Raw genomic sequence first — 11,456 nt, 5'->3', positions numbered from 1 at the left:
TAAGAAAATTTAAAGTATACATATATGTCAGCAGAAGCACACGATCACGGACACGAACACGATCACGAGCACGAACATCACCATAAAGACACTTTCATTACCAAATATATATTTAGTATTGATCACAAAATGATTGCTAAGCAGTATCTGATTACTGGTATCATCATGGGGATTATCGGTATTGTAATGTCATTACTTTTTAGAATGCAGTTAGCATGGCCGGAAGAGTCTTTTAAAATATTTAATGTTTTATTAGGTGATAAATTTGCACCGGACGGTGTGATGGCTAATGATATTTATCTGGCTTTAGTTACAATTCACGGTACCATAATGGTATTCTTTGTACTGACAGCCGGTTTGAGCGGAACTTTTAGTAACTTACTTATTCCACTTCAGATTGGAGCGCGGGATATGGCTTCCGGATTCATGAATATGATTTCATACTGGTTGTTTTTCTTATCTGCTGTTATAATGTTGTCTTCTTTATTTGTTGAAGCCGGACCGGCATCAGCAGGCTGGACAATTTATCCGCCTTTAAGTGCATTGCCACAAGCAATTCCAGGATCAGGAACAGGTATGACTTTATGGTTAGTTTCAATGGCTATATTTATCGCATCTTCATTAATGGGATCTTTAAATTACATTGTTACTGTAATCAATTTAAGAACTAAAGGAATGTCTATGACAAGACTTCCATTAACAATCTGGACATTTTTCGTAACAGCTATCATTGGTGTTATCTCGTTCCCGGTTTTATTATCAGCTGCATTATTATTGATTTTCGATAGAAGTTTTGGTACTTCCTTCTTCTTGTCTGATATTTATATCGCAGGAGAGGTTTTACATTACCAGGGAGGTTCTCCGGTTTTGTTTGAACACTTATTCTGGTTCTTAGGCCACCCTGAGGTTTATATCGTAATCTTACCGGCGATGGGTCTTGTATCTGAAATTATGGCTACAAACTCTCGTAAACCAATTTTCGGATACAGAGCGATGATTATGTCAGTTCTTGCAATTGCATTTTTATCTACAATTGTTTGGGGTCACCATATGTTTATCTCTGGTATGAATCCATTCTTAGGATCTGTATTTACCTTTACAACTTTATTGATTGCAATTCCGTCTGCCGTAAAAGCATTTAACTGGATTACAACTTTATGGAAAGGTAACCTGCAATTCAACCCTGCAATGTTATTTTCTATCGGAATGGTTTCTACTTTCATCACTGGAGGTTTAACCGGAATCATTTTAGGAGATAGTACTTTAGATATTAACGTTCACGATACATACTTCGTTATTGCTCACTTTCACTTAGTAATGGGTATCTCTGCACTTTACGGAATGTTTGCCGGTATTTACCACTGGTTCCCTAAAATGTACGGAAGAATGTTAAACAAAAACTTAGGTTATATTCACTTTTGGGTAACAGCAGTTTGTGCTTATGGAGTTTTCTTCCCAATGCACTTTATCGGATTAGCTGGTTTGCCAAGACGTTACTATACAAATACAAACTTCCCATTATTTGATGATTTGCAGAATGTGAATGTTTTAATTACAACATTTGCTCTTGTCGGAGGTGCTTTCCAATTAGTATTCCTTTACAATTTCTTTAGTAGTATTTTCTACGGTAAGAAAGCAGTTCAGAATCCATGGAAATCTACAACATTAGAATGGACAACTCCTGTAGAGCATATTCACGGTAACTGGCCAGGTGAAATTCCTCACGTATACCGTTGGCCGTATGACTACAGTAACCCAAATCACGATGTAGATTTTGTACCGCAAAATGTACCGATGAAAGAAGGTGAAGAAGTTTTACACCACTAAATATTAAATAAAAAAGACCATCTTCTAAGATGGTTTTTTTTTATTTAATATAAATTCCAATATTTTAAATCCCAAATTCCAATAAAAGGTTAGACTTGACTGGAATTTGGGATTTAAAATATTGGAATTTCCTTTTTTTTATTTAGAATTTAACTATTTTCCAAACTGATTAGTTTGTCTATCTTTGTAAAATGAATGAGAACTTAGATCCCACTACAAACGGGTACAACCCAGAAGAATTAGATCTTGAAAAAAGATTGCGCCCACTGTCATTTGATGATTTTGCCGGGCAGGATCAGGTTTTAGAGAACTTAAAAGTTTTTGTGGCTGCTGCCAATCAGCGTGGTGAAGCACTGGATCATACACTTTTTCACGGGCCTCCGGGATTGGGAAAAACTACTTTGGCTAATATTTTAGCAAACGAACTTGAAGTGGGTATTAAAATAACTTCAGGACCCGTTTTGGATAAACCCGGGGATTTGGCTGGTCTGCTTACCAATCTGGATGAAAGGGATGTTCTGTTCATTGATGAAATTCATCGTTTGAGTCCTATCGTCGAAGAGTATTTGTACTCGGCGATGGAGGACTTTAAAATTGATATTATGATCGAATCCGGGCCAAATGCCAGAACGGTTCAGATCAATTTAAATCCTTTTACTTTAATCGGGGCGACAACAAGATCCGGATTACTGACTGCGCCAATGCGCGCCCGTTTCGGAATTTCTTCGAGATTACAATATTACACTACTGAACTTTTGACCACTATTGTTGAAAGAAGTTCTTCCATACTTAAAATGCCAATCTCACTGGATGCTGCAATTGAAATAGCGGGCAGAAGTCGTGGAACGCCGCGTATTGCTAATGCATTGTTGCGAAGAGTACGTGATTTTGCACAGATAAAAGGAAATGGAACGATTGATCTTGAAATTGCACGTTATGCCTTAAAAGCGCTTAATGTTGATGCACATGGCCTTGACGAAATGGACAATAAAATCCTCCTTACTATTATAAATAAATTCAAAGGCGGACCTGTTGGATTGTCAACTCTGGCAACTGCTGTATCAGAAAGTAGCGAAACTATCGAAGAAGTATATGAGCCTTTCCTGATTCAGGAAGGTTTTATCATGCGTACTCCAAGAGGACGTGAAGTGACGGACAAGGCTTATAAGCATTTAGGAAAAATAAACACTAATATTCAGGGCGGATTGTTTTAAATCTTTTCAAAATGTCTGAGAATAACAAATATAACTATCCTGCAAAACTTTCGATATCCAGATTCTTTTTAGATTCGGAGGGAGTTCGTAAAAACCCTATTCCATTTCACAGAAGGTATTTTGATAAGTTTGGAGATTCTTTTTCTATTAGAATTGGAAGATCAAAACACATAATTTTATCCCGGGACAATGACGTTGCCCAGTATATATTGCAGAAAAATCAAAAGAATTACCATAAGTCGAAGTTTCAGTCCGTTTATCTTTCCAAATATTTAGGGAGGGGACTTTTAACGGTTGATGGTGATTTCTGGTTGAAACAAAGAAGACTGATTCAGCCTGCTTTTCACAAGCAAAAGATGAATCAGCTCGTTGAAAATATGCAACAAACAATCGTTTCAGAACTCGATGGTTTGGCAGAAGAAAGTGTTGTCGATCTTTTTCCCGTCATGAGTGAATTGGCGTTTAATGTTGTTGCAAAATCGCTATTTCAGTTTTCGATTGCAGAAGAGAAACTGGATCGTATTAAATTTATTATTGAAGAAGTACAAAATTTCTTAATCAAGGAAATCAGGCTTCCACATAAAGCCTGGTGGTTCTCATTAAGTGGTCAGGTAAAAAAACACCTTGAGCTTGCGGACGAAAATAATAGCATAATCCGGGAAATTATCGAAGAAAGAATGACTTCCAAAAATGAAGTTAATGATTTGCTTCATATGCTTCTTGAAACACGATATGAAGATAGTGGGGAAGGAATGTCTGTTGGTCAGTTAATTGATGAGATAAAAATCCTTTTTATTGCAGGACACGAGACGACCGCCAATGCACTAACCTTTACACTGCATCTTTTAGGAAATGATCCCGTTGTTCAGCAAAAGGTATTCGATGAAATTCTCAAAATTAAGTCAGAGACGGATGATGTAGTGGAACAGCTTCAGAAAATGACGTATACAAATGCCGTGTTAAACGAGTCTATGCGTCTGTATCCGCCTGCCTGGATTACAGATCGTCAAAATGTTGAGGATGATCAGCTTGGGCAATTTAATATAAAAAAAGGAACCTTAATCGGAGTTTCTTTTTATGAACTGCACAGAAATCCTAAATATTGGGAAAATCCGGATGAGTTTAATCCCGATCGCTTTCTTGGCGAACAAAAAAAACAGTCTATGCAGTATTTTTATCCGTTTGGTGCAGGACCGAGAATGTGTATTGGAGCCGGATTTGCTATTTACGAGATGTGTCTGGCAATTTCACATATTGTTGAAAAGTACAAAATTGTTTCGACTGAAAACACAGTTCTTTTTAATCCGTTAATCACTTTAAAACCTGTTGGCGTTAAAGTCACTTTTTCAAGGAGACAATGATTAATTCAAAAGAGACATATTCTAAATTTATAAAAGAAGAGGCAAAAAGGCTTGGGTTTTTATCCTGCGGTATATCGAAAGCCGGATTTCTGGAAACAGAAGCCCCAAGACTTGAAAACTGGTTAAAAAATAACCAAAATGGTCAGATGGCTTACATGGAAAACCATTTTGATAAACGATTAGACCCGACATTATTAGTAGATGATGCCAAAAGTGTTGTATCGCTTTTGCTTAATTATTATCCCGCAGAAACTCAAAATCAAGAGAGTTTTAAAATTTCAAAATATGCTTACGGGCAGGATTATCACACTGTTATTAAAGAGAAATTAAAAGAATTTCTTTTCTCCATACAGGAAAACATTGGGGAAGTTTCCGGTCGTGCGTTTGTGGACTCGGCCCCCGTTCTTGATAAAGCCTGGGCCGCAAAAAGCGGTTTGGGATGGATTGGTAAAAATAGTAATCTACTTACCCAAAGAGTAGGTTCGTTTTACTTTATAGCCGAACTTATCCTGGACTTGGATTTAGAATATGATCATGCCACAACAGATCATTGTGGTTCCTGTACCGCTTGTATTGATGCCTGTCCGACGCAGGCAATCGTTGCTCCCTATGTGGTAGACGGAAGCAAATGTATCTCCTATTATACCATTGAACTCAAGGAAAATATCCCCACCGAAATGAAGGGTAAATTTGATGAGTGGGCTTTCGGCTGTGATACTTGCCAGGATGTTTGTCCCTGGAACCGGTTCTCAAAACCTCATGCAGAACCATTATTTAACCCGAATCCTGAATTGCTTTCGTTCTCAAAGAAAGACTGGATTGAAATTACGGAAGAAACCTTTCGGGTGGTTTTTAAGAATTCCCCTATCAAAAGAACAAAGTTTGATGGCCTAAAACGCAATATTAAATTTCTGCAATTGGATTAATTAATCGTTTTGCTCCCCTTGGAAATTTTAAATTTCAATTTTCCAATTTTATAAGAATTTCAATTTTTAATTCTTATTAATTAGCTTGTTTCTTTAAGTAGGTTTTTGTTTACGTTTGAATAATTAAGATACTGGCAGTTAGTTGTTTGTCATTTAGTGTCTATTTTACCCTTTTAGACTTTTTTTTGCGTTTTTGTCTGATAAATATGTAAGAATGGGTAAAATCATCAATATTTTAATAACTTTTTAGCCTTTGGTTATCAAATCATTACTTTTTTGCTAATTAAATGTGAATATCTACTGACAAAAGGTGTATTTCAACGACTTTCTGCGTAGTTTATCGACGAATGTATTTAGTATTGAGGACTTTACATATTTTCGCCGCACCAAAACCACTAATTTAACCCTGGACAGTTTATTAAGTCTTGAACCTATTTATCCTTATGGCCCAAATGCGATGTTATTCAAATAAAAATTCTGAAACGACTTTTGTTGAATTTCTAAAAACCAATCTTTCCCTTTTATCGTATCTGTCCTATATTCTGAAAACCAGATTATGTTATTTGGTTTCTGATATTTCTATTTCAAAAACAATAGTTGTCTATGTGTAACTTTACTTTTAAAAAGATTAATTTATTTAAATTAGTCTCATTTTTTATTTTTTTCCTTCTTATAAATTTTACTGCTTCTGCCCAGTTTTATACAAAACATTATATCGCTCCGGCACCCTGGCAATACTTTAGCAAAGCCAATGAAATTGTAATCGCCACAAATTCTGTTACGGAAGTAAATATAACGGTAAGCAAAAGTGACGGGACTTTTATAACTTCTCTGAAGGCAAAAAAAGGAACACCGGCTGTTTACAGATTCCCGCTTTTAGCAAAAAATCTTCCAATGAACGCCTTAGATACGGTACTTACAGGTGCCGGATTAATTGTGACCAGCGATGGACCGGTAGCGATAAATCTTCGTAACATTGCTTCTGATGATTATTCCAATGGTGATAATGTCGATGCTAATATTAAAGGAAATGCGGCACTTACAAGTTTTGGAGATGCCGGGATTGGAGTGCGTTTTAGAATAGGATATTACAGAGATGGTTCCTTGGGAACTTTTAGCACTTTTGGAGAGCAAAGGCCAATTTACAGTATAATGGCAACTGTTGATAATACAAGTATAACGATCGATAACGTCGTTAAAGCAACATTGAATGCAGGGCAAAGTTATATGTTTAAGGCTCCAATGGGAACTTTAGTGGAATCTTCAAATCCGGCAGTGATGAATACCTCGGCTGCGATAGATGTACCGGGTGGTTGTGGAGATGGCGCTTTTAATCAGATTCCCCCAGAATCCGTTTTGGGAACAGAATATTTTCTGGAACGGGGAACGGGAAATAATACGGCAGAACAGACTACTGTAGTAGCTACAAAAGATAATACAAAGGTAACAATAGAAGGTTATTCGGCTACCGGAGTACTTGTGTCTACAACGACTCAGACTCTGGCACAGGCAGGTAAGTTTTACACTTTTGTAAATGGTTCTCCCGGCACAAGTTTTACGGCATCCCACATCGTTGCAGATAAGAGGGTTGCTGTTTATTCAGGGACTGCACAGAATTGTGAAGTTGATATTTCAACAATTGCACCCGTATCAGAATGTGGAGGATCTAATTTTATCGAAACAACCAAATTTAAAAATTATGCTTCAAATAATTTAGATTATTTTGGTTATATCCTTTTACGAAGTGCCAGCGAAATTGTAACGGTAAATGGGACTAATATTGCAAGTATTGCCGGCGTTTCAGCCCGTTATCAGATAGGTTCAACAGGCTGGTATCTGATAAACTTTAATAGTGTTCAAATTGGAAGCCCGGAAGTACTTTCTATTGCAAGTAATGCTAAACTTACCGTTTCGATAGTACAACAGGCAGGAGGGTTCTCAATGGCAGGATTTTTCTCGAGTTTTGCAGCGCTGCCTGACGATCCGACTATGGCCTATGTTTCAGGGGGAGGATGTACAAATAATACCGCAACGCTAACCACGCCTTCCGATTTTGCTCCTTATCAATGGTATTATAATGGCACAGCAATTTCTGGTGCAAATTCAAATACGTATGTAGCTACGAAAACAGGTTCTTATGCTGTAGCTTCAACTTTAGCGTGTGGTGTTCAGACGCAATCTAAACCGGTTTCAGTTACTTTATGTACAGATTTAGGTGTCACAAAAACAGTTGATAATGCAACACCATGTGTAGGATCTAATGTACTATTTACGGTTATCTTAAGTAATTTAGGGGTTAATAATGCTACAGGAGTTTCTATAAACGATTTGCTTCCTACCGGATATACTTATGTGAGTTCAGTAGCCTCAATTGGGAATTATGATTCAGCAACCGGAGTGTGGAGTATTGGAGATGTTGATGGAGGAGTTAGCCGCACATTAAAAATTACAGCAAAAGTAAATCCTACGGGAGTATACAACAATACGGCAGCATTACCCAATTCTACAGTAGATAGTAATTTAGCCAATAATTCTGCAAGTGTTTCAACAACCCCTAAAGCGTTGCCAGTAGCCCTTTCCTTAACAGGAAGTATCATCTGTGTACCTGCATCAGGAGGGACAATCACATCCACAACCTCAGTCAATAACGTAAATTATCAATTATACAATTCGGCTAATACTGCTGTTCAGGCAGTAAAAGCAGGAACAGGATCTGGCCTTACCTGGTCAGGTCTTTCTGCAGGTACAGGTTATTATGTGACTGCTACTAATGCCGGAATGTGTACAATTACGAGTAATGCTGTTGCTGTTGTAGCTGATACCCAAAAGCCAACGATTACCTGTCCTTCGAATGTTACAAAAACAACGGATGCCAATTCATGTACTGCAACAGGAGTTGTTTTGGGAACCCCAACAACAGCTGACAATTGCGGCGTGGCTTCAGTAACGAATAACGCACCGACTACTTATCCAATCGGAGTCACAACCGTAACATGGACCGTTACCGATAACTCAGGAAATAAAGAAACTTGTACGCAAACCGTAACGATATCAGATACCCAAAAGCCAACAATTACCTGTCCTTCGAATGTTACAAAAACTACGGATGCCAATTCATGTACTGCAACAGGAGTTGTTTTGGGAACCCCAACAACAGCTGACAATTGTGGCGTGGCATCAGTAACGAATAATGCACCGACTACTTATCCAATCGGAGTAACAACCGTAACGTGGACCGTGACTGACAATTCAGGAAATACGCAGACTTGTACGCAAACCGTAACGATAAGCGATACCCAAAAACCAACAATTACCTGTCCTTCGAATGTAACAAAAACAACGGATGCCAATTCATGTACCGCAACAGGAGTTGTTTTGGGAACCTCAACAACAGCAGATAATTGTGGTGTGGCTTCAGTAACGAATAACGCACCGACTACTTATCCAATCGGAGTAACCACCGTAACGTGGACCGTGACGGACAATTCAGGAAATACGCAAACGTGTACGCAAACCGTAACGATAAGCGATACCCAAAAACCAACAATTACCTGTCCTTCGAATGTTACTAAAACTACGGATGCCAATTCATGTACCGCAACAGGAGTTGTTTTGGGAACCCCAACAACAGCTGACAATTGTGGCGTGGCATCAGTAACGAATAATGCACCGACTACTTATCCAATCGGAGTAACCACCGTAACATGGACAGTTACCGATAACTCAGGAAATAAAGAAACGTGTACGCAAACCGTAACGATAAGCGATACCCAAAAACCAACAATTACCTGCCCTTCGAATGTTACAAAAACAACAGATGCCAATTCATGTACCGCAACAGGAGTTGTTTTGGGAACCCCAACAACAGCTGACAATTGTGGCGTTGCTTCGGTTACGAATAACGCACCAACTTTTTATGCAATCGGAGTAACCACCGTAACATGGACCGTGACGGACAATTCAGGAAATACGCAAACGTGTACGCAAACCGTAACGGTAAGCGATACCCAAAAGCCAACGATTACCTGTCCTTCGAATGTTACAAAAACAACGGATGCCAATTCATGTACTGCAACAGGAGTTGTTTTGGGAACTCCAACCACAGCCGATAATTGCGGCGTGGCTTCAGTAACGAATAACGCACCGACTACTTATCCAATCGGAGTAACCACCGTAACGTGGATCGTGACGGATAATTCAGGAAACACACAGACTTGTACGCAAACCGTAACGATAAGCGATAACCAAAAGCCAACGATTACCTGTCCTTCGAACGTTACAAAAACAACGGATGCCAATTCATGTACTGCAACAGGAGTTGTTTTGGGAACTCCAACTACAGAAGATAATTGCGGTGTGGCTTCAGTAACGAATAACGCACCGACTACTTACCCAATCGGAGTCACAACCGTAACGTGGACCGTTACCGATAACTCAGGAAACACACAGACTTGTACGCAAACCGTAACGGTAAGCGATATCCAAAAACCAACAATTACCTGTCCTTCGAATGTTACAAAAACTACGGATGCCAATTCATGTACCGCAACAGGAGTTGTTTTGGGAACCCCAACAACAGCTGATAACTGCGGCGTGGCTTCAGTAACGAATAACGCACCGACTACTTATCCAATCGGAGTAACCACCGTAATATGGACAGTTACTGATAACTCAGGAAATACGCAGACTTGTACGCAAACCGTAACAGTAAGCGATACCCAAAAACCAACCATTACGTGTCCTTCGAATGTTACAAAAACTACGGATGCTAATTCATGTACTGCAACCGGAGTTGTTTTGGGCACTCCAACAACAGCTGACAATTGCGGCGTGGCTTCAGTAACGAATAATGCACCGACTACTTATCCAATCGGAGTCACAACCGTAACATGGACCGTTACCGATAACTCAGGAAATACGCAGACTTGTACGCAAACCGTAACGATAAGCGATACCCAAAAGCCAACGATTACCTGTCCTTCGAATGTTACAAAAACTACGGATGCCAATTCATGTACTTCAACAGGACTTGTTTTGGGAACCCCAACAACAGCAGATAATTGTGGTGTGGCTTCAGTAACGAATAACGCACCGACTTCTTATGCAATCGGAGTAACCACCGTAACGTGGATTGTGACAGACAATTCAGGAAATACAGAAACTTGTACACAGAATGTGAATATCGTAGGTCCAATTCTGGCTAAAGATGATAACGTAGCTTCATTTAATGGTTATTTAGGAGGAACAGCTGTTTCAAATGTTTTGAATAATGATCTTCTGAATTGTAATGCTGTGATTGGAAATGATGTTACTATTACATTAGCAAGTAGCTTACCTTCTGTTTTAAGTTTTAATACAAGTACAGGATCAGTAACAGTTAAGCCAAATACTCCAGCAGGAACGTATACTTTTAATTATACAATCTGTGAAAATTTAAATACTTCAAATTGCAGCACAGCTACAGTTTCGATTTCAGTTGTTGCTCCATCAATCGACGCGGTTGCAGACAATCTTGGTTCGATCAATGGAAATTCAGGAGGTACTACAACAGGTTCGCTAATCGCAGACGACACCGTAAACGCAGCACAAGCCGTAATCGGAACAAATCCGGGTGACGTAAAATTAACGGTAACGACTCCGATACCAACGGGTCTAACGATCAATTCAAATGGAACCGTAACAGTTGCCGCCAATACACCGGCAGGAAGTTATAATTTAGAATATAGCATTTGTGAGATTAATAATCCGGGTAACTGTGATACGGCAACTTCAACAGTTGTAGTTACAGCTCCATCAATCGATGCTGTTGCAGACAACCTAGGATCCATAAACGGAAATATGGGCGGGACCACAACAGTGTCATTAATAGCAGCTGACACGGTAAACACAGTACAAGCCGTAATCGGAACAAACCCTGGAGACGTAAAATTAACGGTAACTACTCCGATACCAACGGGTCTAACGATCAATTCAAATGGAACCGTAACAGTTACCGCCAACACACCGGCAGGAAGTTATAATTTAGAATATAGCATTTGTGAGATTAATAATCCGGGTAACTGTGATACGGCAACTTCAACAGTTGTAGTTACAGCTCCATCAATCGATGCTGTTGCAGACAACCTAGG

The 11,456-nt window shown here is 39.0% G+C and carries 5 protein-coding genes; all 5 read left to right on the top strand.

Going from position 1 to position 11,456, the window contains the following annotated elements:
* Positions 1–24 precede the first annotated feature (24 nt).
* The gene (locus D0817_RS07060; protein ID WP_127337703.1) at positions 25–1,827 is read left to right on the top strand and encodes a cytochrome c oxidase subunit I; all 1,803 of its coding nucleotides are present in this window, start codon (positions 25–27) and stop codon (positions 1,825–1,827) included.
* 191 nt (positions 1,828–2,018) lie between these two features.
* On the top strand, positions 2,019–3,041 hold the full coding sequence (gene ruvB / locus D0817_RS07055; RefSeq protein WP_055096839.1) for a Holliday junction branch migration DNA helicase RuvB: 1,023 nt from the start codon (positions 2,019–2,021) through the stop codon (positions 3,039–3,041).
* An 11-nt stretch (positions 3,042–3,052) separates the two neighbouring features.
* Complete coding sequence (locus D0817_RS07050; RefSeq protein WP_127337702.1) at positions 3,053–4,402, top strand: cytochrome P450; 1,350 nt, start codon at positions 3,053–3,055, stop codon at positions 4,400–4,402.
* The gene (gene queG / locus D0817_RS07045; protein ID WP_127337701.1) at positions 4,399–5,328 is read left to right on the top strand and encodes a tRNA epoxyqueuosine(34) reductase QueG; all 930 of its coding nucleotides are present in this window, start codon (positions 4,399–4,401) and stop codon (positions 5,326–5,328) included. Before D0817_RS07050 ends, queG begins: the two co-directional genes overlap by 4 nt.
* A gap of 603 nt (positions 5,329–5,931) precedes the next feature.
* Positions 5,932–11,456: HYR domain-containing protein (locus D0817_RS07040; protein WP_127337700.1), on the top strand; the 5,525-nt coding region annotated here is incomplete at its 3' end.

The organism is Flavobacterium cupreum, from assembly GCF_003996965.1.
Classification (GTDB): Bacteria; Bacteroidota; Bacteroidia; order Flavobacteriales; family Flavobacteriaceae; genus Flavobacterium; species Flavobacterium cupreum.
Note: the sequence above shows the minus strand (reverse complement) of the source record. Positions and strands in the feature narration are given on the sequence as shown.